21 protein-coding genes are annotated in these 24,880 nt (G+C 60.3%); 13 read left to right on the forward strand and 8 right to left on the reverse strand.

The features are described 5' to 3' along the window. From ASD00_RS10105 to ASD00_RS10140, 8 genes are all read left to right on the forward strand, one after another. A complete protein-coding gene (locus ASD00_RS10105) occupies nt 1-1,305 on the forward strand; it encodes an HlyD family type I secretion periplasmic adaptor subunit (protein WP_057206453.1) in 1,305 nt (434 codons plus the stop codon). 456 nt (nt 1,306-1,761) lie between these two features. Next, nucleotides 1,762-3,324, forward strand: coding sequence for an ABC transporter substrate-binding protein (locus ASD00_RS10110; RefSeq protein ID WP_057206402.1), 1,563 nt, complete (start codon nt 1,762-1,764; stop codon nt 3,322-3,324). Nucleotides 3,325-3,383: 59 nt separating this feature from the next. Further along, complete coding sequence (locus ASD00_RS10115; protein ID WP_025428826.1) at nt 3,384-4,355, forward strand: ABC transporter permease; 972 nt, start codon at nt 3,384-3,386, stop codon at nt 4,353-4,355. A gap of 9 nt (nt 4,356-4,364) precedes the next feature. Continuing rightward, nucleotides 4,365-5,315 (forward strand): ABC transporter permease, encoded by a 951-nt coding sequence (locus tag ASD00_RS10120; protein ID WP_025428825.1) that lies wholly within the window; start codon nt 4,365-4,367, stop codon nt 5,313-5,315. Nucleotides 5,316-5,318: 3 nt separating this feature from the next. Continuing rightward, entirely contained in the window at nt 5,319-6,512 is a 1,194-nt protein-coding gene (locus ASD00_RS10125; RefSeq protein ID WP_057206455.1) for an amidohydrolase family protein, read from the forward strand. Further along, the gene (locus ASD00_RS10130) at nt 6,509-7,999 is read left to right on the forward strand and encodes an amidohydrolase family protein (RefSeq protein WP_057206404.1); all 1,491 of its coding nucleotides are present in this window, start codon (nt 6,509-6,511) and stop codon (nt 7,997-7,999) included. Before ASD00_RS10125 ends, ASD00_RS10130 begins: the two co-directional genes overlap by 4 nt. After that, the gene (locus ASD00_RS10135; RefSeq protein WP_025428822.1) at nt 7,992-8,978 is read left to right on the forward strand and encodes an ABC transporter ATP-binding protein; all 987 of its coding nucleotides are present in this window, start codon (nt 7,992-7,994) and stop codon (nt 8,976-8,978) included. Before ASD00_RS10130 ends, ASD00_RS10135 begins: the two co-directional genes overlap by 8 nt. After that, complete coding sequence (locus ASD00_RS10140; RefSeq protein WP_057206406.1) at nt 8,975-9,967, forward strand: ABC transporter ATP-binding protein; 993 nt, start codon at nt 8,975-8,977, stop codon at nt 9,965-9,967. Before ASD00_RS10135 ends, ASD00_RS10140 begins: the two co-directional genes overlap by 4 nt. Before the next feature lie 81 nt (nt 9,968-10,048). Here ASD00_RS10140 and ASD00_RS10145 read toward each other — a convergent pair whose 3' ends face one another. After that, nucleotides 10,049-10,783 carry an aspartate/glutamate racemase family protein gene (locus ASD00_RS10145; RefSeq protein ID WP_057206407.1) on the reverse strand — a complete coding sequence of 245 codons (735 nt, stop codon included), beginning with the start codon at nt 10,781-10,783 and terminating at the stop codon, nt 10,049-10,051. A gap of 308 nt (nt 10,784-11,091) precedes the next feature. On the opposite strand from ASD00_RS10145, the gene ASD00_RS10150 reads away from it, so the two are divergent. Both ASD00_RS10150 and ASD00_RS10155 read left to right on the forward strand, forming a co-directional pair. After that, the gene (locus ASD00_RS10150; RefSeq protein ID WP_025428819.1) at nt 11,092-11,778 is read left to right on the forward strand and encodes a GntR family transcriptional regulator; all 687 of its coding nucleotides are present in this window, start codon (nt 11,092-11,094) and stop codon (nt 11,776-11,778) included. Between the two features lie 75 nt (nt 11,779-11,853). Next, nucleotides 11,854-12,681: a bifunctional allantoicase/(S)-ureidoglycine aminohydrolase gene (locus tag ASD00_RS10155; protein WP_057206409.1), complete on the forward strand. Its 828-nt coding sequence runs from the start codon at nt 11,854-11,856 to the stop codon at nt 12,679-12,681. A 239-nt stretch (nt 12,682-12,920) separates the two neighbouring features. Here ASD00_RS10155 and ASD00_RS10160 read toward each other — a convergent pair whose 3' ends face one another. Continuing rightward, entirely contained in the window at nt 12,921-13,466 is a 546-nt protein-coding gene (locus tag ASD00_RS10160) for a class I SAM-dependent methyltransferase (RefSeq protein ID WP_063963247.1), read from the reverse strand. Between the two features lie 457 nt (nt 13,467-13,923). Then, a complete protein-coding gene (locus ASD00_RS10165; RefSeq protein ID WP_038578250.1) occupies nt 13,924-15,732 on the reverse strand; it encodes an ABC transporter ATP-binding protein/permease in 1,809 nt (602 codons plus the stop codon). 279 nt (nt 15,733-16,011) lie between these two features. Between ASD00_RS10165 and ASD00_RS10170 the strand changes: the two genes are divergently transcribed. After that, nucleotides 16,012-16,860 carry a methyltransferase domain-containing protein gene (locus ASD00_RS10170; RefSeq protein ID WP_057206413.1) on the forward strand — a complete coding sequence of 283 codons (849 nt, stop codon included), beginning with the start codon at nt 16,012-16,014 and terminating at the stop codon, nt 16,858-16,860. A gap of 202 nt (nt 16,861-17,062) precedes the next feature. Here the strand turns inward: ASD00_RS10170 and ASD00_RS10175 are convergent, their stop codons facing one another. Both ASD00_RS10175 and ASD00_RS10180 read right to left on the reverse strand, forming a co-directional pair. Next, nucleotides 17,063-18,358, reverse strand: coding sequence for a S41 family peptidase (locus ASD00_RS10175; RefSeq protein ID WP_057206415.1), 1,296 nt, complete (start codon nt 18,356-18,358; stop codon nt 17,063-17,065). A 199-nt stretch (nt 18,359-18,557) separates the two neighbouring features. Further along, nucleotides 18,558-19,454, reverse strand: coding sequence for a LysR family transcriptional regulator (locus tag ASD00_RS10180; RefSeq protein ID WP_057206417.1), 897 nt, complete (start codon nt 19,452-19,454; stop codon nt 18,558-18,560). Between the two features lie 115 nt (nt 19,455-19,569). On the opposite strand from ASD00_RS10180, the gene ASD00_RS10185 reads away from it, so the two are divergent. Next, nucleotides 19,570-20,556: a cyclase family protein gene (locus ASD00_RS10185; protein ID WP_082523517.1), complete on the forward strand. Its 987-nt coding sequence runs from the start codon at nt 19,570-19,572 to the stop codon at nt 20,554-20,556. 260 nt (nt 20,557-20,816) lie between these two features. Here ASD00_RS10185 and ASD00_RS38610 read toward each other — a convergent pair whose 3' ends face one another. From ASD00_RS38610 to ASD00_RS10205, 3 genes are all read right to left on the reverse strand, one after another. Next, the gene (locus ASD00_RS38610) at nt 20,817-21,137 is read right to left on the reverse strand and encodes a FliM/FliN family flagellar motor switch protein (RefSeq protein WP_158071707.1); all 321 of its coding nucleotides are present in this window, start codon (nt 21,135-21,137) and stop codon (nt 20,817-20,819) included. 158 nt (nt 21,138-21,295) lie between these two features. Next, nucleotides 21,296-21,652: a hypothetical protein gene (locus ASD00_RS10200; RefSeq protein ID WP_057206424.1), complete on the reverse strand. Its 357-nt coding sequence runs from the start codon at nt 21,650-21,652 to the stop codon at nt 21,296-21,298. Between the two features lie 368 nt (nt 21,653-22,020). Beyond that, the gene (locus ASD00_RS10205) at nt 22,021-22,236 is read right to left on the reverse strand and encodes a hypothetical protein (RefSeq protein WP_057206426.1); all 216 of its coding nucleotides are present in this window, start codon (nt 22,234-22,236) and stop codon (nt 22,021-22,023) included. A gap of 1,147 nt (nt 22,237-23,383) precedes the next feature. Between ASD00_RS10205 and ASD00_RS10215 the strand changes: the two genes are divergently transcribed. After that, a complete protein-coding gene (locus ASD00_RS10215) occupies nt 23,384-24,514 on the forward strand; it encodes a YdcF family protein (protein ID WP_234907938.1) in 1,131 nt (376 codons plus the stop codon). The last annotated feature ends 366 nt before the right edge of the window (nt 24,515-24,880 follow it).

The raw sequence follows: 24,880 nt of genomic DNA on the forward strand, positions 1-24,880 counted from the left end.
ATGGATGATTGGCAGACACTCAGACGTTCGATCCGCACCCACCTGATCGTCGGCGTGCTCGGATTTGCGACGCTGGTCGGGCTCTTCGGCGGTTGGGCGATCAGTACGGAAATCGTCGGGGCGGTGATCGCTCAAGGATCCGTGGTTGTCGAAAGCAGCCTGAAGAAGGTGCAGCACCCCGTGGGTGGCGTCGTCAGCGAACTCATGGTGCGCGACGGCGACCACGTGAAGGCGGGGGATGTCGTCATGCGCATCGACGCGACGATGACGAAGGCCAATCTGGCGATCATTCTCAAGAGCCTGGACCAGTTCGCCGCCCGCAAGGCGCGGTTGGAGAGCGAACGCGATCGTACGGAACGTGTCGTTTTCCCGGAGACATTGCTGTCGCGCGCCGAGGATCCTGATGTGGCTGCAATGATGCATGCCGAGCAACGCCTTTACGAAAGCCGCAGGGATGTGCGCGAGAGCAAGAAGCGGCAACTGGAGCGGCGTGTGCAGCAGCTGAACGACGAGATCCGCGGCATGGATGCCGAGCGCACCGCCAGTAGCCGCGAGCGGATCCTGATCAAGGAGGAGCTTGGCCGCTACACCTTCCTGCATGACAAGGGGCTGATGGAAAAGAGCCGCCTCAGCGCACTCGAGCGCCAGGCAACCGACATCGATGGCGAGATGGGCAGGCTGCTGGCAGGCGTCGCCGGCGTGCACGAGAAGATCGCCGAGACATCGCTGCAGATCATCCAGGTCGACGAGCAATGGGCCGAGGAGGTCGGAACCGACCTGCGCGAAATGGATGCCCGCATCGGCGAATATGTCGAGCGCAAGGTGGCGGCCGAAGACCAGCTGAAGCGGGTCGATATCGTCGCGCCGCAGAACGGCATCGTGCACCAGCTCGCCGTCCATACGGTCGGTGGTGTGGTCGCTCCGGGCGAGCCGATCATGATGATCGTGCCGGATATCGACAAACTCGTCGTGGAGGCCAAGGTCGCGCCGCAGGACATCGACCAGATCTATTCCGGACAGAAGGCGATCCTGCGTTTCTCCGCCTTCAGCCAGAAGACGACGCCGGAAATTGTCGGGGCCGTCGAGCGGGTGTCCGCCGATGTGTCGGTCGACCAGCGGACGGGTGCGAGCTTCTACGTCGCGCGCATCGCGATCACGCCGGCAGAGATCCAACGGCTTGGCAATGTCTCGCTGATGCCAGGCATGCCGGTGGAGACGTTCATTACCACCGGGGAACGAAGCGTTGCTTCATATTTCATCAAGCCGCTGATGGACCAGGTCAGCCGAGCCTTCCGCGAGAGCTGAGCCAACCGTCGATTCGCGGTCCGCCGGCCGTTGCTAACGAAAAGCAGTCCGTTCCATCCGGTCATCCGACTGCGACGGGGCGGGCTGTTTTGGTGTTCTGGACGCAATGAAGCAGCAAGAACCCGCAGATTTCTGCCTGCATGCGGCCTGCTAAGATCATGCTGCCGCCGGCTCATTGTGTCTCCCTCAACAGCAATCCACCTTGAAAAGTGGGCTGTTGCCCAGTTTATCACGTCACGATTGCAAGTAGCCGCCGCTTCAAAGTCGCTGAATTCGCACGGTTTTTCTCCGTAAAACCGGAATCGCTAATTTTGCCAACATAATTGTCGACAAAATAGTTGACATTAGCGCCAACAACTTCAAATCTAGCGCTGTCAGCCATCCAGTGATCGAGGGATCGCGGACCGACCGGGTCGGCACGGCACGGCGACGAATGGGAAAAACAGAGGGAACCACATGAAACTGAGAAAGCATCTCCTTGCGGGGTTGGCATTCGCCTTTCTCGCCTCGACGGCACAGGCCGAAACGCTGCGCTGGGGCAGCCCGCGGGATATCTTCTCGCTCGACCCGTATTCCTACGGCAGCACGTCGAACCTCGCCTTCCTCAATCACGTCTATGAGGGACTGACGCGCTACACGCCAGATTTCGTCGTTGAGCCGGCACTCGCCACCAAGTGGGAGTTGGTCTCCGAAAAGGTTTGGCGTTTCCACCTGCGCAAGGGTGTGAAGTTCCAGAACGGCGCGGATTTCAACGCCGACGACGTAATGGCCTCGATGGCTCGCGTCAGCCACCCGACGTCGCCGCTGCGTGGCAACATTCCGGCCTATGTCTCCACCACGAAGGTGGACGACTACACGGTCGATATCGAGGTGAATTCGCCAAGCCCGCTGTTCCTGAACGACATGACCAACATCTTCATGTTCGACAAGGACTGGCTGATCGAGAACAACTCCGAATTGCCGACCGATGTCGGCGGCAAGGTCGAGGGTTACACCACCTATCACACCAACGGCACCGGGCCGTTCATCGTTGAGTCGCGCGTGCCTGACAGCAAGACCGTGCTCGTCAAGAATAACGGCTGGTGGGATACCCCGAAGCACAATCTCGACCGCATCGAATTCACCCCGATCACGTCGGCTGCTACTCGCGTCGCGGCCCTCCTGTCGGGCGAGATCGACCTGACCGACGGTGCGCCCGTGCAGGATCTCGACCGGCTGAAGAGCGATCCGAACATCAAGGTCGTCGAGCGCTCCGACCTGCGCACGATCCACCTGGTCTTCAACCGCAAGGACAAGCTCAACGACGGCCGCGAAAACTTCTTCAATGACATCAAGGTCCGCCAGGCGATCGATCATGCGATCGACCGTCAGCTGATCTTCAAGCGCGTCATGCGCGGCAAGTCGCATGTGGCCGGTACCATGGTTGCGCCTGAGATCCCGGGCTACAGCGCCGAACTGGATGTGCCGACCACCTATGATCCGGAACTGTCTAAGAAGCTCCTGGAAGAAGCAGGCGCCGTCGGCACCGAGTTCACGCTTGTCTGCATGAACGACGAAAGCGTCAACGAAGAAGACGTCTGCAGTGCGCTCGTGTCGATGCTGTCGCGTGTCGGGCTCAAGCCGACGCTCGACATTGGTCCGCGCGCCGTGCAGGCGCCGAAGCGCGCCGGCGGCAAGTCCGATGCCTTTATGATCGGCTGGGCCAACGAGCCGACGCTCGATGCCTACTCGATCCTGATCCAGGTGCTTTCGACCCGCGAAGGTGCTGCCGGCGTCGCCAACTATGGCGGCTGGTCCTATCCCGAACTCGACGCCATGGTGAAGAAGGCCGCCGTCGAAATGGATCGCGACAAGCGATTGGCGATCGAGACCGAAGCGCTGAAGTTTGCCAAGGATCAGGTCATCATGATCCCCTTGCATCAGCAGCCGATGGCATGGGCGATGTCGAAGGAAGTGACCGACGTCACCATCCGCGCCGACAACAAGCCGCGCCACTGGCTGACCCGTATCGGCGATTGAGTCCACATTGCCCCGGCAGAGCCTGCTCTGTCGGGGTTTCTCATTGAGCGGGAAACCCAATGATTGTCTTTCTGATCAAGCGGCTGGCTAATGCCGTGATGGTCATGCTCGCCGTCGCGCTGATGGCCTTCATGATCTTTCGTTTCGCCGGCGACCCGGTCGAACTGATGGCCAACGAACAGATGTCGCAGGCCGATCGGCTCGAACTGCGCGAAAAGCTCGGCCTGAATGATCCGTTCCTGACCCAGTATGTGCGCTTCGTCGTCAACGCGGCCCAGGGCGATTTCGGCATCAGCTACCGAAACGGTCAGGACGTGATGACGCTGATCGCCGAACGGTTCCCGGCGACCATCGAACTGGCTCTGGTCGCCACGGTCCTGTCGCTGCTGGTCGGCATTCCGCTCGGCGTGCTGACGGCGATCCATCGAGGCCGCTGGTATTCTGAAGGCTTGCAATTCGTCAGCATTATCGGCGTTTCCCTGCCGAGCTTTGTCGTTGGCATCCTGCTGATCCTTGTCTTTGCCGTTTCGCTCGGCGTAGTGCCGGCCTTCGGCCGCGGCGACGTCGTCCAGATCGGCTGGTGGAGCACGGGCCTCTTGACCGCATCCGGGCGTGCGTCCCTGCTTCTGCCGTCCTTTGCGCTTGCCCTCTACCAGATCACGCTCGTCATGCGGCTCGTGCGCGCCGAGATGATGGAAGTGCTGCGTTCTGATTTCGTGAAGTTTGCCCGTGCCCGCGGCGTGCCGCGGTGGCGCATCAATTTCCGCCATGCGCTTCGCAACTGTCTGATGCCTGTTGTCACCATGACTGCGATGAACGTCGGCTCGCTGATCGCCTTCGCGCTGATCACTGAAACCGTGTTCCAGTGGCCGGGAATGGGCATGCTGTTCATTCAGGCGGTGACCTTCCTCGATATCCCGGTGATGGCAGGCTACCTGTGCATCGTCTCCTTCATCTTCGTCACGCTGAACACGCTTGTCGATATCGCCTATGCGGTCATCGATCCCCGTCTTCGCGATGCCACACGCTGAGGCCGCCCCATGACTGACCAGGCTCAGGAAACAACCTCGACAGCCAAGATCGGCCGGCTCGCGCGCTGGCGTCAGAGCGATCTCTGGTGGTCCTTCACCCGCAGTCCGTCGGCAATCGCCGGCGCGCTGATCCTGCTCGTGCTCATCGCCGCGGCTTTTGCCGCGCCGTTGATCGCGCCGCAGAACCCGTTCGATCCGGCGCAGCTCGATCTCTGGAACTCGGAGCTGCCGCCGATCTGGCAGGCTGATGGCCAATGGCCCTTCATTCTCGGCACTGACACCCAGGGCCGCGACATGCTTTCGGCTATTCTCTACGGCTCTCGCATTTCGATCCTGATCGGGGTCTGCTCGGTGATCCTGTCGCTGACGGTCGGCCTCAGCCTCGGTCTCATTGCCGGCTATTTCGGCGGCGTTGTCGACAACATCCTGATGCGCATCGGCGATGTTCTGCTCTCGATCCCGACGATCCTGATCGCCATTCTCGTTAGTGCCGTTGCCCGCCAGATGCTGCCGCCGGAGCTGCGCGACGTCGGATCGGCAGCTGTTCTCGTGCTGGCAATCACGCTCAGCGCCTGGGTTCAATATGCCCGAACCGTCCGCGCTCAGACGATCGTCGAGCGCGGAAAGGAATATGTCCAGGCAGCCCGCCTCCTGAAGACGCCGGCGCGGCGGATCATGCTCAACCATATCCTGCCCAACACGCTGACGCCGATCATGGTTGCAGCCACGCTGAACTTCGGCATGGCGATCCTCACGGAAGCGACGCTCTCTTTCCTCGGCATCGGCATGCCGCCGAGCCAGCCCAGCCTCGGAACGCTCATCCGACTTGGCAACCAGTTCCTGTTCTCCGGTGTCTGGTGGGTCGTCCTCTTCCCGGTGCTGCAGCTTTGCCTACTTGTCGTCTCGGTCAACCTTCTTGGTGACTGGCTGCGCGACGCACTCAATCCGAAACTGAGGTGAATGATGTCCAACCTTTTGATCCGTAACGTCCGTCCCCACGGCGGGGCGCCGACGGATATCCTGATCCGCAACGGCAAGATCGAAGCGATCGGCCAGAACCTTCAGGCCGATGGCTTGGCGATCGAGGATGGCCGTGGCCACATCGCCATTCCCGGCCTGGTCGAAGCCCATACCCATCTCGACAAGTCGGTCTGGGGCATGCCCTGGCATGAAAACGCCAAGGTCGCAACGTTACGCGGACGCATCGATTTCGAACGCGAGAAGCGGCTTGAGATCGGCATCGATCCGCATCGCCAGTCCATGCGCCAGGCGATCCTGCTGGCGGCGAACGGCGCCAGCCATATCCGCAGCCATGTCGATATCGACACAACCCATGGCCTGCGCCTGATGGAAGGCATCATCGAAACGCGCGAGGCGCTCGACGGCATCATCGACATTGAGATTGTCGCCTTTCCGCAGTCGGGCCTGGTGACCCGCCCGGGCACGGTTGAACTTCTCGACCAGGCTCTGAACAATGGCGCGGAAGTCCTTGGCGGAATTGACCCTTGTGGCATCGACCATGACCCGAAGGGGCATCTCGATGCCGTCTTCGGCCTTGCGGAAAAACATGGCAAGCCGATCGATATTCATCTGCATGAAGCCGGTGAACTCGGCGCTTTCAGCATGGAAATGACGTTCGAACGCATTCGCGCGCTTGGCATGCAGGGAAAGGTTGCGATCAGCCACGCCTTTGCGCTGGGCGCTCCGGATTACCTGCGGGTCGCCGGCCTGCTCGAGCAGATCGCCGAGCTCGATGTGCGCATCGTCACGACGGGCTCGCCGTCCTCGACGGTTCCGTCGCTTCTGCGCCTCAAGGAGGCTGGCGTGAAGGTGGCCGCCGGTTGCGATGGCATTCGCGACACCTGGGGCCCCTGGGGCCAGCCGGATATGATGGACCGCGTTCGCATCCTCGGCATGAAGAACGGCCTGCGCCGCGACGTCGACCTGGAGCATGCGCTTCATGTCTGCTCGACCGGCGGTGCTGACGTCATGGACATTGCCGGCTACGGCCTCGAAGTCGGCTGCAATGCCGATTTTACCCTGCTCGTCGGCGAAACGCTTGCCCATGCAGTCGTCGAAGTCGCACCACGTCCGGTGGTCGTCAAGCGCGGCCGTGTCGTTGCCCGTAACGGTGTCGCGGAGGTAGCCATCCCATGATCGACCTCAAGGATTTGAAACTCGGCGCGCGCGCCGAAGGCCGTACGTTGCTGACGGCGCAATGGGTTCTCGGCCACCGCGACGGCAGTCACCGCCTCATCCCGAACGGCGACGTGGTCATCGAAGGCGGCAGCCTGCTTTATGTCGGGCCGCACTTCGAGGGCGAGGTCGCACGTAGCGTGGATTTCGGCGCGGCGATGATCAGCCCCGGCCTGATCGATCTCGATGCCCTCTCGGATCTCGACACGACGATCCTTTCCATCGACCATCAGCCAGGCTGGGCCAAGGGCCGGGTCTGGCCGCGCTCCTACGTCGAGCGCGGGCCTTATGAAATGTATACGCAGGAGGAACTGGCATTTCAGAAACGCTTCTCCTTCGCTCAGCTTTTGCTCAACGGCATCACCACCGCGGCACCGATCGCGTCGCTGTTCTATCGGGAGTGGGGCGAAACGGTCGAGGAGTTTGCAGCCGCCTCGGATGCCGCCGGCGATCTCGGCCTGCGCGTCTATCTGAGCCCAGCCTACCGATCGGGCGGCATGGTTCTGGAAGCGCCGGGACAGCTCGAGGCAGTCTTCGACGAGGCGAGGGGCCTTCAGGGTCTCAACGACGCCATCGGTTTCATCCGTGAGCATGATGGCCGTCATGGCGGTCTGGTTCATGGACTTCTGGCCCCTGATCGCGTCGAGACCTGCACCGAGGCGCTGCTGAGGAGAACGGCGGATGCCGCGCGCGATCTCGATTGCTCGATCCGGCTGCACGCCGCACAGGGCACGATGGAGGTCGATACGGTCCGTCGTCTTCACGGCAAGACGGCGCCGGAGTGGATGGCGAGCCTCGGCTTCCTGAGTTCGCGGTTGATCGCCCCGCATGCCACGCAGGCAACGGCCAACGATCTCAAGCTCTATGCCGACAACGGCGTCAGCATCGTCCATTGCCCAATGGTCTCGGCACGCGGCGGCAGCACGCTCAACTCCTTCCGCTCGGTCAAGGAGCGCGGCATCAACATCGCCATGGGTACGGACACGACGCCGCCCGACATGCTGATGAACCTTCTGGTCGGCCTCATCACCTGCCGCGTCGTCGAGGGCGACACCGCAGCCGTCAGCTGCGCCGATCTCTTCGACGCCGCCACTTTGGGTGGAGCAAAGGCATTGGGACGCAGCGATCTCGGGCGGCTCGAGCCAGGCGCCCGGGCTGACATCGCGGTCTTCGACCTGATGGATCACCACATGGCACCGGCGATCGACCCGATCACGACGCTGGTTGTCGGTGGCTCCGGGCGTGTCACCAAGACGGTCTTTGTCGATGGCCGCCTCTCCATGCACGAAGGCAAGGTCGCCGGCATCGACATGGATGCGGCACGCCGGCAGGCACAAAAGCAGTTTGACGGGCTGATCGCCAAATACCCCGAACGCAGCTGGGCGCATCCACCCGTCAGCGAAATCTTCCCACCCAGCTATCCCATGGAGGACCTGCGGCATGAGTGAGCTCGTAACTTCGCCGGTTCTCGACGTGCGCGGACTTTGCGTCGAGTTTCCCGGACGGCACGGCACCGTGGCGGCATTGTCCGACGTCTCGCTCAGCATACGGCCGGGCGAGATCCTGGGTGTGGTCGGCGAATCCGGCGCCGGCAAGTCGATGACCGGCCTTGCCGTCCAGGGTCTGCTCGAACCGCCGGGACGGATATCCGGCGGTGAGGTCTGGCTTTCGGGTCGCCGCATCGACCAGCTTTCCGACAGGGAAATGCAGGGCGTGCGCGGCCGACAGATCGGCGCGATCTTCCAGGATCCGCTGACATCGCTCAACCCGCTCTTTACCGTCGGCGCGCAACTGGTCGAGACGATCCGCCTTCACCTGAAGCTATCGAAGCAGGGTGCCAAGGAACGGGCTATCCACCTCCTGAAGGAAGTGGGTATTCCAGCACCTGAGGCACGTTTCGATCACTATCCGCACCAGTTCTCGGGCGGCATGCGGCAGCGTGTGGTCATTGCGCTTGCGCTTGCGGCGGAGCCGAAGCTGATCATCGCCGACGAACCGACGACGGCGCTGGATGTTTCGATCCAGGCGCAGATCACCTCTCTGCTGCGTCGTCTCTGCGACGACCACGGCACATCCGTGATGCTGGTGACGCACGATATGGGCGTGATTGCCGAGACAGCCGATCGGGTCGCTGTGATGTATGCCGGTCGTCTGGTCGAGATCGGGCCCGTGGAAGAAGTGCTGCGCAATGCGCGCCATCCCTATACGCGCGGGCTGATGGGTTCGATCCCGGCACTTGGGCGCCGTGTCGAGCGGCTGAACCAGATCGACGGCTCGATGCCACGCCTGAACGCCATCCCGCGTGGATGCGCCTTCAATCCGCGTTGTCCCGAGGCAGGACCGCGTTGCCGTGAAGATCGCCCGGAGCCGACCCCGGTCGGCCTGGGCGTCAGTGCTTGCTGGCTCAATGCAGGAGGAGTTCTATGAGTGACGCCCTGACCGTCAATGATCTGACGTGCAATTTCGATGTGTCGGCCCCCTGGCTGAACCGGGTCCTGGAGCGCAAGCCGCGCCAGTTCGTGCGCGCGGTGGACGACATCAGCTTTTCCGTGCCGATGGGCGGCTGCCTTAGTCTCGTGGGAGAATCCGGCTGCGGCAAGTCGACCGTCGCCCGGCTTGTCACCGGCCTCTATCGCGCCACGGAGGGTGAGGTTCGTTTTGCGCCGGGTCGCTCCGGCGAGCCCCTTTCCGCCCAGATGATCTTTCAGGATCCTTTCGCCAGCCTCAATCCGCGCTGGCGGGTGAAAAACATCATCGCCGAGCCGCTGCGCGAGCTGAAGCTGCGCAATTCGGAAGCAGAGGTGATGGAGCGCGTCGGCGAATTGCTGCGCATCGTCGGACTTGCGCCTTCTGATGGTTCGAAGTTTCCGCACGAGTTTTCCGGCGGCCAGCGACAGCGCATTTCGATTGCGCGTGCGCTTGCCGGTGAGCCGGAATTCCTTGTCTGCGACGAACCGACCTCGGCACTCGACGTATCGGTACAGGCGCAGATCCTCAATCTGATGCGCAAACTGCAGGATGAGATGGGGCTCACCTATCTCTTCATCAGCCACGACATGAGCGTCGTCCGCCATATGTCGGACCGGATTGCAGTGATGTATCTCGGCCGCATCGTCGAGGAGGCGGACACGGAAACGCTTTTCGCCAATCCGCGCCATCCCTATACGCGGCTGCTGCTGGAAACGATCCCCGATATCGCCGAACCGAAGCGCCAGCGCAGCATCACGGCCAGTGAAGTGCCGAGCCCGCTCAATCCGCCGTCGGGCTGCACCTTTCACCCGCGTTGTCCGCTGGCTGATGCCCGCTGCAAGAGCGAACGTCCGGCAATGAGAAGCTTTGCCGATGGTTCCCGCGCGGCATGCCACCGCGTCGAGGAAGCTGTCGCGTCAATGGCAAAGCCGACGCAGGCAGCCTAGCCCAAGCGTCATCACAGAATGAAAAGCTCCGGAGGTAGTTGCCTCCGGAGCTTTTTGTTTTCAGTCGGTTGCAGCTGTTTGCTAAGCTACCGTATCCACAAGGTGGGTGACGGCCGCAGACTTAACCCGCGGATAGTCATAGGCGCCCACCTTGGAGGTGGCATAACCCGCGCCAACCAGTGCTTCGGCGAGCTTGATTGCAGCGGTCACGCCGTCAATCACCGGCATGCCCGTTCTAAGCTTAAGCCGGTCGCACAGTTCCGACATTCCCGCACAGCCGAGAATGATCGCCTCAGCGCCATCCTCATGCTTGGCGCGCAGGATTTCCTGTACGAGCATTTCCTCCGTGTGGGCGAGGTCTTCCTCCAGCGCCAGCACCGGCATGTCGACAGAGCGCACCTTGCGACAGCGGTGGCCCGCACCATAGGCGTCGACCAGGTCCTCGATGATCGGCACAGAGCGAGGCAATGTCGTGATGATGGAGAAGCGCGTGGCGATGTTCATCGCCACCTGGATGGCGGCCTGGCAGATGCCGATGACCGGTCCGCGGGCGATCTCACGTGCAGCGCCAAGGCCGGGGTCGTCGAAGCAGGCAATGACATAGGCATCGACCCCGCGCTCCTCTCCGGCGCGGATTTCGGCAAGCATCGCCGGCACCGCCATGGCTTCGTCCGCATGGCCCTCGATGCTGGCGGGACTTGTGGTCGGGTTGACGGACTCGACCAGCGTCGGGGCGGCTGCAACCCGCTCGGCGCTGCGGTGCGCCTGTTCGGTCATCGAGGCAGTGGAGTTCGGGTTGACGAGAAGGATGCGCATGGATCAGTTCATTTTCGTTTTGAGGGCGGCAAAGGACGCGATGTCGGGTGTCCGCATCTCGAACTGACGATCGGAGGTGATGTAGTTGTTTGGCAGTTCGGTGAAGTCAAAGTCCATCAATGAGCTCTCAGGTCAGCGCGGTCGGTTGTCACACCGGTCGATGGCCGTCGTTTAAGTGGTTGCCACAGCATATCAAGTTACGGTACACAATATTGTCTACAATTTTGTAGTCAATATCAAACTGCAGTGAGTGGAATTGACTTTGAACGCTGGCCGACGAGAGTATGCGAACGGCTATGGGAGATTTCATGTACAATGCGGACGAGACCGCCGGAGCGCCGACGGCTATCATTTGTGAGAAGATCTGGCTTGCCATTGCGGAGCGGCGCCTGCGCCCAGGCACCCGCCTCAAGGAAGAGCAGCTTGCCGAGATTTTCTCCGTCAGTCGCGCCCGTATCCGCCAGGCGCTGACCGCGCTCGAACGGGATGGGCTGGTTACGATCATGCCGAACCGGGGCGCCTTCGTATCCGAGCCGTCGGTGGATGAGGCGCGCGACGTCTTCGTGACGAGAAGGGCGATCGAGCAGCGGGTGGTCGAGCGCTTGTGCGAGCGGGCGACGGTGGAAGACATCGAGCGTATGCGCTCCCATATCGACGAGGAACGGGTTGCGGGTAGGGCAGGCGATCTCTCTGCAATCGTTCGTCTTTCCGGCGGATTCCACCTGCTTTTGGCGGAGCTCTCCGGCTCTGCCTTCCTTTTCGGCATCCTGCGCGACCTGGTTTCGCGCACATCGTTGATCACCGCCATGTACCGTTCGAAACACCTGCACAATTGCGGGCCGGACGAGCATATGGCGGTCGTCGACCGCATCGCGGCGAGGGATGTGGACACGGCGATCCGTGAGATGGCCGAACATCTGCATCACGTCGAGGCGGAACTGGATCTCGACGAAGAGAAGGATCAGCCGCGCGACCTGCGCGCAGCACTGCTTTGACATTCTATTGGCAACAACCCAACCGCACCGCTCTTGTGAGGAGGCGGTGCCTGTTTTGAGAACTGAAGGACGGAAATGACTGGTCGTAATTACTATGCGCCCCATGGCGGCGCTCCGGAACAAACGCAGCTCCTGACCGACCGTGCGGTCTTCACCGAAGCCTATGCGGTGATTCCGAAGGGCGTGATGATGGACATCGTCACCAGCTATCTACCGTTCTGGGACAAAACCCGCCTGTGGATATTGTCGCGACCTTTGTCCGGTTTTGCTGAAACATTTTCGCAGTACATCATGGAAATCGCTCCAGGCGGCGGCAGCGACCGGCCGGAACTCGACGAGGGCGCTGAGGGTGCGCTGTTCGTCGTCGAGGGAGAACTGACCGTCACGCTCGATGGCAAGGAGCACCGCATGCAGCCCGGCGGCTTTGCTTTCATTCCGCCGGCCAGCAACTGGGCGGCGCATAACAGAAGCGAATCGCCCGTTCGCTTCCATTGGGTCCGCAAGGCCTATGAATACGTCGACGGCCTTCCTGCTCCCGAAGCCTTCTTCACCAACGAGGCTGACATCACACCGTCCGCCATGCCCGGCACTGAAGGCAAGTGGGCAACGACGCGTTTCGTCGACCCGACCGATCTGCGGCACGACATGCACATGACCATCGTGACCTTCGAGCCGGGCGCGATCATTCCCTTTGCCGAAACCCACGTGATGGAGCATGGCCTCTACGTGCTTGAGGGCAAGGCCGTCTACCGGCTTAACCAGGATTGGGTCGAGGTCGAAGCCGGCGACTATATGTGGCTTCGCGCATTCTGCCCGCAGGCCTGCTACGCCGGCGGCCCCGGCAAGTTCCGCTATCTGCTCTACAAGGACGTCAACCGTCACATGAAATTGCGCGCGCGCTAAGATCCGTGGCAACATTGTCCTACCGAAACAGCGCCTTCCGAGGAGGCGCTGTTTCTTTTTAATCAATGGGATGCGTTAGCAATTTAATGTGCCGCCTTGGGTCGGTGAGGGCCACGCTTTTGCCCCACGGGCCAAAGATATTCGGCGGTCAGGAGGACAAAAGCGCGATCTCGCTCCTGACTCTCGTCCTCGTTGCGGCCGGCGCAGTCAACGTTTTCCCGTAGCGGCACGCCAGCGGATCACCACGGTCCATTGACGTAGAGAAAATACTTGTCTTTGCGCGCGCCCGGCGGAAGCGGTAGCGAACGCGTCCCCGCCAGTTCGAGCGGCAAATCGGACAGGACGATGGCATGCGGCGCAAGGACTGCCGGGAGGCATCGGCTCAGTTTGGCGCTTGTCGCAATATTGTTCGCGTTGACATATGAACCCATATCCGCATGCGCCAGGATGACCTGTCTGTCAAAGCGGGTGGCAGCGGCACCAAGCGTATCCTCGATGTCGCCAAGCAGCAAATAGTTCTCTGGCGGCGTGCAGTCGGCGAAACAGTCGATCTCGCGATCCAGAACATAGATCTCGCGCTCCGGGAGATGGATGCGCAAGTGGTCGTAGGTACGACCGTGACCCAGCCCCATCTCGAACACAATGCCCGGACGGTCGGCTATTTCTCGGAAGGCCCATTCGAGGCAGATGTGCTGAGCCTCCAGACGGAACAGCAATGTTTCGAGCCGGGAGTCTTTACGTCTCCCTTCAGCGCGCGGTTCTTTCAGTGTGGCACGTGTCGGCATACTTATCGTCCCTGCGGGTTATGGAATCGAACGCGGCTCGGATGGCTCCAATTGGCGCCGGCGCGGTGGCCTGCAACCGGTGAATGAAAGATATAGGACGAACGTCCGATGTGCCAGTGCCCAGCCTGTGAGGAAAAAATGCAGTGATCTCAAGGAACATCTAAGTTCCAGGAGGCATCTAAGGTGGACGGGCAACCAGGCTGGCGATTTTGCGACGTTTTTTTGGGGGGCTTCAACGGAGATCCCGACCCCATGAGAAAAGGCCGTGGGCGCGATCCCGACGTACAGGACGGTACGACTGAGGGGCAGCAAAGGGTTGCACTCTGCCGTCTGAAAGGTGCTTTTCCAACGACTGTTGTGTGGCGAAACCGGCCATATCCCCGTCGTGTGAGCGTCGCCATGGCGCTTAGGGTTTCGCCCCCTACCGGAATCGCTCCCGCCTTCAGCGCGAGCGCTGTCAATCGACAAGTTGTGGATTGGTGGGGCGCAGGCTCTTCGGACGGATCAGACGCAACGAACCGCCGGCGGCGTCCTTTTCGAGTTCCAGCACGCGGGTGAAGAAGCCGTTGGCGCGTTCCCTGCGCCCGATGTTGACGATTGCCGCCTTGCCCATTTCCTGGTCGAGGAACGTCATCACCTTGCGATAGGCATCGTCTTCCAGTGTATCCAACGCCTCGTCGATGATCAGCCACCGCGGTTTGTGCAGACCAAGGCGGGCGATCGCCAGAAGACGCATCTCGACCTCGCTCAGATTGAGCTTCTTGCGCATGTCCTGGTCGAGACGATCGGCGAGGCGGCCAAGGCCGACCTTGGAAAGCACGCCGCTAAGTTCGCCGTTCTTGAAGCTGTCTGGCGTCTTCGGGTAGGCAAGCACCTCTTCCAGCGTGCCCGGCGCAAAATACGGCGAGCGGGGAACGAAGGCGAGGCCATCATCGATCGGCAGCGAGATGCGGCCATGCCCCCAGGGCCAGAGACCTGCAATGGCGCGGAAGAAGGGCGCTTTTTCCACCTCCGCCGCACCGGTGACAAGCACGCGTTCACCAGGATTGATGGTGACATTGGGCTCCGAAAGCTTGATGCAGCCGGCGGCCGAGACAATCTCGATATGATCGAACATCATCTGCGGTCCATCAGCCGTAACGAACTCGATGCGCTTGTCGCCTTCATGCCGGTCGTCGACGACGAGCAGGGCTGAGCGGAACGCGGCGACGCGCATCAATGTCGCGCGCCAGTCGGCAATGGCACCGATGTTGTCGACGAACCAGCGCAGCGATGCGTGCACCTGGTTGAAGGCGCCCACGGCCATCATCAGGCCGCCGAAGCTGAGATCGCCGGCAAAATAGACCGGCGAGGCGATGACGATCGGTGCGACAACAGTGATCCAGCCATAACCGGCCGTCACCCAGGTCAGCCGCGTAACGGCGAGCAGCAGGCTCTGGCTGATCTCCAGAACGGACGCCAGATCCGCCTGCAACCGGCGTTTCTCGTTCGTCTCGCCCGATGACAGCGAGACCGCCTCGATGTGTTCGTTGATGCGCATCAGCGAGAAGCGCAGCGACGCCTCGCGTGCATAGTGTTCGCCGTTGAGCTTGACCAATGGCCGCCCGACGAGCCAGCTCAGCCATGACGCCGTGCCCGCGTAGAGAATGGCAGCCCAGACCATGTAACCGGGGATGTTGATGGCCATGCCCGAGATGTGAAAGACGAAGCCGTCCGACAGCGACCAGAGCACGCCGATGAAGCCGGCGAGCAGGATGCCGGATTGGATCAGCCCAATCGTCAGCCCGGCGGAGAGATCTGACAGATGGCGTGCATCCTCGTGTATGCGCTGGTCTGGATTGATGCCGATGGCGCCTGCATTGGCCAGCCGGAACGCGCGCGCCGGCTTCATCCATTCGTGGATGAGATCGAGTGTCAGGCCTTCGCGGAGCTTCAGCCGAACAAGCTGGCCGAGCCATGTCTGCAGAACATTGAGAACGAGCAAAGCTCCGGCGATCTGGGCGAAGACAACGAGCTGGTGCAGGAAGGCCGGGAGGTCACGTCTTTCCAGCGTGTCGTAGAACGGCTTGTACCATCGATTGAGGATGATCTGACCGAAGGCAGTGGTGACGATGACGGTCAGGATACCAAGGGCGAGCCAGATGATCCGGTTTCGGAGTGGCGAAGCCATGAAGGCTGCATGCATCATCCGTAACTGGGCGCTAAGGGGTTGTTCGTCGTTGGCCTCTACCCGACCATTGTTCTTGCCGTTTGTTGGGTTCGGCATCGATGCGAATCTCTCCGTCACGATCTCCACAGGGGAAATATAGCCTGCCGAGCCCGGTCTCCCTAGCGCAGATTGTCGTTATCCAAATCAGCAGAAGGCAATTTGGGTGGCCCCTGTTGCCCAAGCAACAGCATTCGGGCTGCAAAACTCAATTCAACAAGAGGCTGGACGACAGTGCGGCACGCGCCCCAAAAGGCATGAAACTGATTGTATCCATATAAAGAGGGTTCATAGTTCCGATCGATGAGACACGAGAGCGCATCCACGGGAGGAACGTGCATGTCCAACAATCTCGACCACATCCGTGAGCAGCAGAAGGATATCTGGGACCGGTTTTCAACCGGCTGGCAGAAATGGGACGAACTGGTTCTGGGCTGGCTCGCTCCGTTCGGCGATGCAATGATCCACCAGGCCAAGCTTAGGGATGGTGACCATGTTCTCGATGTCGCGGCTGGCACCGGCGAACCGGGGTTAACGGCTGCCGCTTTGGTCCCGAATGGTCGAGTGACGGTAACAGACCTGTCCGAGCGCATGCTCCAGGTGGCCGCCGAGAATGCCCGACATCGCGGTCTCAGCAATTTCACGACCGAGATATGCGACGCCGGCAGTCTGCCTTTTGCCGATAAATCCTTCGACGCAGTACTATGCCGGTTCGGGTTCATGTTTTTCCCGGATGTCGGCGCGGCGGCGCGACAATTCAGTCGTGTCGCGAAACCTGTCGCGCGTGTTTGTGCTGCTGTTTGGAGCGGGCCTGAAAAAAATCCCTGGGCGACGACAATAATGGCAACGATCGCGCGGCACGTGACTTTGCCCGCGCCGATGCCCGGCGCGCCCGGCCTGTTTCGTTGCGCAGCCGCGGGCATGATGTCGGCGGCATTCGCCGACGCAGGTTTGCAAGATGTCGATGAGCGGGAGATCTCAACTATGATGGTGCACGAGTCTCCCGAACGGTATTGGACCTTCATGACCGAAATAGCGGCGCCCGTGGTCGCGGGGCTGGCTCAGGCGGACGCCGCGACGCATGAGGCGATCAAAAATGAGGTTCTTGATTTGGCGCGTCAGTCCATGCGCGGCAACAAGGTCGAGTTACGTTCTACTGCGACGATTGTCACGGGAACACGAAGATAAAGGCGGACGAGGACCACGGCGGGGCTTTCAGACACGACCGTGCATGGAGAACACTGTCTGAGGGTCGCGATCAACAATCACCGCACCAGACGCCAGGACTTGAAGTTGCTCGTCGACGAGGTCGTCCGGCTTGGCCGGGAAATCGTCCGGGCGAGCGCAGCTGCCTGAATGGCCCGCAAACCCCAGGGTGTCACGTTCGTTGTCACCGCGTCAGCGACGGTTGACGTGGCGTGACGATGCGGTCCGAGGTGCCGTCGGCGAGAAGCCGAAGCATCTCCGAGACTGCGGCTTCCCGTTGCGGATCTCGGCCGGCGGCATAGGCGAGGGGCAGGGCGACGCGAATGTCCGGGGCGATCCCGTTTCCTTCCAGCCGAACATTGTCGTCGATGACCGCATCGGAAACGGCAATTTCAAGGAGGCTGTTGTCGGGCAATGTATAGGCGCGGCCAGCCAACAGCGCGCCAGCGGTTCGCTCGCCCACAAGCGGAATGCCATTGATCTTCAGCGCGTAGGCGAAAAGCTCGAGCCCGCTGCGCGTGCCCTCATCGACCAGCGCCACCACCGGCCCGCGCCAGCGAACATTTGCCAGCGTGTCCTTTCCGCGCCGCGGGATCAATCGGAACGACGGCGTGTCGCCGACGAACAGTTCGGCGGCGTCCGCAGCGCCACCGCCCCAACGCCCGCGGAGGTCGACGATCACCCCGTCGACATTGCTCAGGCGACCGGTCGAAAGCTCGCGCTCCACGATATCAAGCCCATCGCGCGTCGAGAGGGTCCAGAACCTCACATAGCCGATCTTTTGCCCGTCCCGTTCGCTCACTGCGACGCTGTTTTCGATCGCCTTTTCGAATGTTGGGAGCGGACGCAGCCGTTCGACAGCAACCTTGACGCCTATCGGCGCCGCATCGGCCCTGCGGCGGAGACGGATGTCAACCGATTGCCCGACCTTGCCTTGAAAGGAGGCGATCTCGCGATAGGGCTTACCATCGACGGCAAGGATCTCGTCGCCCATGACGATCCCGGCCTTTGCTGCCGGAGAACCATCATAGACATCGGTCACGAACCGGGCATCGCCTAACTGCGTGACCATGCCGATGCCGGCGTAGCTCACTTCTCCATCGGGCGGAAACAACCGACGCAGGTCATCACGGATAGCGAAGCGGAAGATGTCGCTCAACTCGAAGTACGCAATCGTGTCCGATTTGAAACGGCCATTGTGGGAGGCTTGCAGGCTGGCCAGCGCCGTTTCGATAGCCGCATCGACGCGGGCCGTGGAACCCGTCGTGGACAGCGCGGGTGCCGCGCTTTCGATTTCTTTTTTTGCCGCGGCGTTGAAGCGATCGAGCGCATTTTCGTCGTGAAACTCCGAATTCACCAACGTGATGACGCGGTCGAAGACCGGATCGCCCGACCGAGGCACGTCGGTCGCAAAGGCGCTCACGGATATGAACGCCAGCAGGATCGGGGTTTGTGCGGCCCTGAGTATCGCATTGCGCATCGGCGGTTTTCCGGTTCGTTTCCGCTCATTATCGGTCTAAGCGCGGCGGAGGCGAGGCCCGGCATTGCAAAATTGCGTGATCGCCGGTGTGAGGCACTGGCTGCACCGCGCGCCATGGCGTCCAGTTTTAGAGATGGCGATGGTAGGAGGTCGTAAGGGGCCGATACTGATCACTTTGCGCGTCAGCTAAAAGCCTGGTCTAGAAACCGGCTTTCCGTAGCTCGCCGGCTAGAAATTCGGTAAAAACCTTCACTTTCGACTGCAGAAGGCGGTTGGTCGGGTAGACCGCGTAGATGCTGCGCCGGGCAAGTTTTTGCTGCGGCAAAATCCGCACGAGCTTGCCGCCGTCAAGCGGCGGGTTGGCGATGAAGGACGGCAAGGCACCGATGCCGATGCCGGATTGGATCATCTGACACAACATCAGACTATTGTCCGCGACGAAACGCGCGGGCAATTCGATGCTTGTCGTCCCATCGGGACCTTCCAGCACCCAGCTCCCCGGTTGGTCGGCAAGCCGGTAGGCGAGGCAATGATGATGCTTGAGATCGTTGACCTCGGTCGGGGTGCCATTTGCCGAGATATAGGCAGGCGCTGCACAGATGAATTGCTCGACTTCACCAAGCCGCCTGGCAATCAAAGATGAATCCGTAAGCGTCGCGCGCACGCGGATGGAAACGTCGAAGCCCTCGGAGACGACGTCGAGCACGTGGTCATCGAGCGTCATATCCACCTTCAATTGCGGGTGAAGCATCATGAAGCGGGCAAGCATCGGTGCGAGAACGGTCAGTCCGAAAGACAGGGGAGCATTGATCCGGAGCCGGCCATTGATTTCGCCGGTTTCCCCGGATGTCTTCCGCTCGAGATCGTCGAGCTCGTCGAGCAGCCTGCAACATTCGGTGAAATAGCTGCGCCCGCTTTCCGAGAGGCTCATGCGGCGCGTTGTGCGCACGATCAGCACTGTGCCGAGCCGCGCCTCGAGCTGCCGGATTTGCTTGCTGATCGACGCATTCGATTGTTGCTGCTCTTCGGCCGCCTTGCTGAAGCTCTGCAACTCGATGACGCGACGGAACGAGCGCATGGCGGCCAACAGATCCATATTTTCTCCTGAGTAAATTATGTTTTCTAATTGTCGCCGATTATTCGCGCTTGGGCTAGCAATAAGATGGACCCAGCTTCCCGATTTCAGGGAAAGCGAGAAGAAGGAGTTCATCATGTTCGATACGAAAGTTCTCAGCCGCGCCTTGGCTGCCTCCCTCATCGCCGGCCTCGTTGGCAATGCGGCTCTCGCACAAGAGGTCGGCAAGAGCCCCTGGGGGCCAAAGGATGAGATCGGGCGCCTCAATCTGATCACGCCGGAATCCCGCGCTGCGATCCTCTCGCGGATTGATGGAGGCAGGTCCTACGATCTAGCGGTGGAGTATTTCATCGGCATGCCAAGCTGGGAGGCGGCGGGCGATCCGCCATACCAGATGTGGATGACCCACACGCCGCATGGCACCGCCGTTTCCGACCCGATGAAAGTCGGCAAGGAGATGAACGAGCATGTCAGCTACACAGGCTCGGCCGTGTCGATGTATGCACACATGGGCACACATATCGATGCACTCAATCATTTTGGCTTGAACGGCAAGATCTGGAACGGTTATGCCGCCACCGAATACCTTGGCGACCAGGGCTGGACTGTCACAGGCGCCGAGAAGCTGCCGCCGATCATTGCGCGCGGGGTCATGGTCGATGTCGCTGCAGCCAAGGGCATGCAGATGCTGCCGGACAACTATCGGGTGACGCGCAAGGATCTGCAGCAGACGCTCGACCGCCAAGGCGTGAAACTGAAGCAGGGCGATGTCGTGCTCATCCGCACCGGGCGCATGCAGCATTACGAGAACGCATCGGCCTACATGAACAACCCTCCGGGGCTGAGCATCGATGCTGCGAAGTTCCTGGTCGAGGATGGCGGCGCCATCGTGGTGGGTGCCGACAACCTCAGCTTCGAGGCGTTTCCTGCCGAAACTGAGAACAATTACGTTCCGGTGCACACCTATCTGCTCGCCCAGCAGGGCGCGCCGATCATCGAACTCGTCAATCTCGAAGGGTTGTCGAGGGATCGCATCTATGAGTTCGCATTTGTCGGCGCGTCCTTGAAGTTCCGTGGCGCGGACGCCGCACCCATCCGCCCGGTTGCCTTGCCGCTTCGATAGGATCGGGTACCAGGCGTCCACAAATGGCCAACCGAGACGCCGTGGGAAAAGCTCGCGGCGCTCTTGCTACGTCTCGAGTCCTGTTTGATGGGCAGCGGCCTCGGTGAGGCCGTGACCCTGGTCCCCGACGACAACAGGGCTGACACTGCTACTCTTGCCCATTCGGCGTTCGTTCCAGTCCTGCCATACTTGTTCGAAATACAACCGAATATTGCATTTGTGGCATGGCTGGTTTCACGGCTGAAACCGGGCGATTTCAATTACCGGCGCCTGCCGTGAGAAATCTCTACGATCTTCACGCCGATGGCGGTCTTGGATTCGTTGAAAACGATCTCACCTCGGCCAATGACCGTGCCATTGACCTTGAGGTCGACCGGGTCTCCAAAATTTGTATCGAGATCTATGTGATCATCCCGATGCAGCTTGGAAAGCTGGGCCACAGTCAGCCTGCTGCGGCCAAGGACTACCTCGATGACAAGCGGGATGCCCTGTACGGCATGTTCGCCAATCGGGGCGCTTTCTAACGGAACAGGGCCGGTTTCGATCTCCGGCACGCCATTGTAAAAAGTTTCGTTCATCATCATGCACCACCCAAAAACACTGGTTTACAAGTCCTTAACGAAAGGGTTGCGCCAGTTCGCCATGACAGGCAATGGCACCGGGGAGGGCAGGGCCCGTGCGCCTTCCGTGAGCGTTAACAATCCATTAACATCCACAAAGGCGACGTCGGAAACGTGTCCTAGAGTGTCATTGCGGACCAACTTCCTTCCCGCTTTTCGAACCCTATCGCCCGGCGACCATCAGGCAGCTTGTCACCGAGTCGGACGACATAGACATATCCGCCATAGACCATCAGCCCGCGATCGCCGTCGCTGAACACAATCTCGAACTTTGGAGGGCTCGGGGCAACCGTGCCTTTTGAAGGGTCGGTATCAGGCGCGAGTTCCACGGAAGCGTCGCTCCAAGGCAAACTGGGCGCCGGTGCGACATAATAAATCGCGGTCAAGGCAGATAGGCTGCAGATAGAAATTGCCGCAATCTGCGAGGAAATGCCGTTGGGCCTCATGACATTCGGGTGAAACGTGGCTGCGGCCAATATGCAGTCCTCCTATATTTTACTGATGCTTGCGGCGGCGGGTTGAGGAGGCGGCCGGGTCGATTTGTGGCCTGACAATAAATCTGTCTCGGACCTTTGCTTGACGATGCGACTCAGATGCCTCAGCGCTCCATGCGAAACATTTCACCCTGACCCTGACAGGACAACGCGATCGACAGCGGTTTCCACATCTTTCGATTGCCTTCGAAAGGCGTCCACACTCAGGGGGTATGAGCGATCCAAGGGTATAGCGTCGTCAAGCGCTCCAACTCATCGCATTCGCAAGCGTTGCGTGAACCGTCGATTGAGCGATACGCATTCAATGTTCAATGAGGACGCCGATTGCTCTCCTTTGGGCGAGCTGTCCGTCACCAGTTGCCGGGGTCGGCGGTGTGATCGACACTGGCAAACTCGTCGGCCTTTTTCCGATCCAGCGTGAGGCCAGTGGTGATCTTTGCCTCATCTGTGACCGAATAGGACAGAGGCGGCGGCCGATTGGTCAGCTCCTGATACATAAGCAAGGCAGCCTCCTCGGCGGTATCAGCCGCGAACTCTTCGTTGATAGTGACGGTGAACTTATGCATAGCCTTCTCTGTGCTCTTTCGACGCCCCGCACCCAAACGCGATTGTAGCGTCTCCGGAGACCCCGGTATATCCATGCGCCTCAATATGCTCGCATGCACCAATGGCCGCGTTCATCGCCACCCCGCTTTCCCCGGAGGATGACGTTAAGTTATCGGCAGCATCGCTGATCACGCCCAGCGCCAGGTTCACAGCCATCGTAGCGAACTCTGGCTGCAGTCACATTGCAGATCTGCCTTGAAGAGGTGGGCGGCGCCGATCGCTTGGCGGCAAGCGGGCGCCGCCCTCGTCGCGAAGGCGTACGACGTCGCGTTGGCGGGGAAGCCACGCCCAGGAATATTAGAAAGCGCGGCAACGCCAATCTATACCTCATTGAGGCACTTCCGATACCTTGGTCGACGTAAGCTGGTCGACGCGGCGGCGCGAACTGGAACAGGCCGCATAGAATCGTGAATAGCCCGAGACCCATGAGGGCAAAATCCGCCACAGCACGCCGTCAAAAGTGCCGGCAAAGACCTTGCCGGTCGATCACATTATTTGCGCGATCGACCGGGCGGCTAACTGATTGGGTTAGGAGCGAACCTGATCACAGAACTTGAGATTGGCTGGCTTCTCCAGAATGTGGTCGTAACCAACGTTCTTCATGTCTGTGGTCGGCATTGAGCCATCGACGATATCCATTACACGTCCCGTCTCCTCCATCCAACGCGCCGGAGTTCAGCGGCGATCCACTGTCTGCCTGCTACGCTTCGGATCTGGAAAGCCTCGTAGTTGAAAAGCGGCCAGCGTTGTGGGTGCACGGCCAAGTCCGCCACGGAGTTGATTACGTGATCGGCGAGACTAGGGTGAAAGGTCGGCTGTTAGGTGAAGATACCAATACAGTACCAATCAACGATTGCCGTCAGTCCAACACCGCCAATTCGTCTATCCAGACATATCCTATCATATTGTATTATAATTCCTATTGCTGGATTCTTCTGCCAGTGATTTGGGAATCATGGCCGTTGACTGGACAAGTGGTCAGTTTTTGGTCTTACTACATGGACCGAACCTCTTATGAATGTAACGGTTCGGTCGTGATCACGGAAAATACATTTCGATCCGGTCGTCAGTAGGCTCGGCCGGTCAGCGGAAAACTGGGAGAGTTAAATGAAGCTGAGATCCATTTTTGCCGTCATGACGGGACCGATCAAGGTCGCACCAGCTGCCACACGCGCGCAGGGTGGGGCGAGACGCTACATTCTGGGCGTCCTGGCAGCAACGGCCTGCTTTATTTCGGCCGTTCCAGTCAGTGCCTTTGATCAGGCCAATGCCGACCGCATCAAGCAGTTGGTCGACACGGGCATGCAATATTACTGGTCGGGCGGCGACGTCAAAAAAGCCGAAGCCGAGGTCTTCAAGGGGATCACCCTGCACGGCAAATACGATGTCGTGGAAGCGGCTTTCAAGGAGGCGTCGACGTTAGCTCCTGAGCGACTGGATTTTCAGTACGCCGTCGCATCGACCCAGATCATTCAGAAAAAACTGGACGAGGCGCAGACGACATTCCAGGGGATCCTCGAAAAAGATCCGACGGCCTTTGACGCCCAAAGCTGGTTGGAGGCCATTGCTCGGATTCGTGGCGATGAGACCAACGTGGCGCTCGCTCATCAAGCTCTCGCAGGGCTCGATCGCGAACAAGCAGAGGTGTATCGCAAGCGTTTTATCCGCGCAGAGCAGATCATGGCAGAAAAGCCAAACTTCGATGTACCGACGCTGCCTGGCAAGGTGATGGTGGTCGCGCTCGGATATGCGTTGGCGGACGACGGCACGGCCCAGCAAACTCTGCTTGACCGCCTCGAAGTGACGTTGAAAGCTGCTGAAGCTAATCCCACAGCGCTCGTTATGGTGAGTGGCGGAGTACCGAAGAACGGCGTCACCGAGGGCGACATCATGTCTAAGTGGCTGGTCGACAAGGGCATAAGCCGTGATCGCATCATCATTGAGGACAAATCAAAAGATACGATCGGCAATGTCGTCAACGCTGCCAATCTCCTAGTGCGGCACCAGGCCGATACCGTAATTTTGGTGACAAGCTCAAGCCATATGCGCCGTGCTCGTACGGTCATGGAAGATGCCCTGACGCAACGCGATTTGCCGACCACTGTCGTGCCACTGAATGCGCTGGACGCACCGTCTCAGGAAGAGGCAGCAAAGGTGGGCGCTGACGAACGGTTGGTAATCTACCGGGATCTGATGCGTGTATCGGGTGTCTGGGCTTACCCTGGGCTTCAACAGTAGTCGCTTCCCCACAGCAACAGAATGCTAGGAACAGATTGCGCGTCCCAATCCATACTTGAGATGGAGGGGCGCGTAAGCTGGCTCGATGGGTCACTCAGAACGACCCGCAGTAAGGCGCATTGAAGTTCCATAAGATACCTTATGCGATCCGTTGTTGTAGCCGCAAAGTTGAAGTGTCCTGATCCTGCAAAGTAAGAATGTCACTCTCCCCGGGTTTTGATGACCTGGGAGATTGCGGATGGGATTGATTGCGATGAGCGAGCGTGACCTGCAGCGGATTGAGGTCTTGTCGAAAGTGACCGCCGTGGTTTCGGCAGTGGTTTCGGCAGCGCATGTGCTTGGCTTGAGTACCCGCCAGGTGCGTCG

Source organism: Ensifer sp. Root31 (assembly GCF_001424825.1).
GTDB lineage: Bacteria > Pseudomonadota > Alphaproteobacteria > Rhizobiales > Rhizobiaceae > Ensifer > Ensifer canadensis.